The sequence below is a fragment of the Vibrio sp. 1069 genome, assembly GCF_033340555.1.
This window is the reverse complement of sequence record NZ_JAWOWP010000771.1, coordinates 1-557: the sequence shown is the minus strand read 5'-3', so window position 1 is coordinate 557 and position 557 is coordinate 1. Positions and strand designations below refer to the sequence as shown.

Below are 557 nucleotides of genomic sequence, written 5' to 3'. Positions count from 1 at the left end.
GCGATCCAGACCTTCCAGTGAGTCATCCCAAAGATCTGGTAAGTTGCTGTACATGTTTTTTAGCAACCACGGCAACTCTTCGCCTTGGATAATATGTTCTACTTCGCGAGCGCATTGTCTGGCTGTTTCTAAATCCCATTGCGGTGAGATACCCGCATGACACATCACAAACTCGTCGTGCTCTGCCAGAAGAGGTTGTTTAGCTAGCCAAGAGAGCAGTTCTTCGCGGTCTTTAGCGAGGAAAATAGGGGTCGTTTTATCTTTGTCTTTTCGCTTTTTCAGGCCGTAAGATACTGCCAGTAAATGTAAGTCATGATTGCCGAGTACGACTTTTGCGCTGTCACCGAGTGACTTTACGAAGCGCAGTGTTTCGAGTGATTTCGGGCCGCGAGCCACCAAATCTCCTGCGAGCCAAAGTTGGTCATGTTGAGTGGAAAAGTTGACGCGCTTGAGTAGCTGCTGTAGTTCGTCAAAACAGCCTTGGATGTCACCAACAATATAGGTAGCCACTGAATCTCCAATCTTATTAATTTAAAACGTTCGGAATCGCTAAACGA

Annotated in this window: 1 protein-coding gene; it reads right to left on the bottom strand. The window is 46.7% G+C overall.

The window, feature by feature from the left end; all coding sequences use genetic code 11:
• Positions 1–510, bottom strand: a 510-nt coding sequence (gene apaH, locus R7040_RS28960; protein ID WP_318097968.1) for a bis(5'-nucleosyl)-tetraphosphatase (symmetrical) ApaH, incomplete at its 3' end; no start/stop codon positions are given.
• Between the last annotated feature and the right edge of the window lie 47 nt (positions 511–557).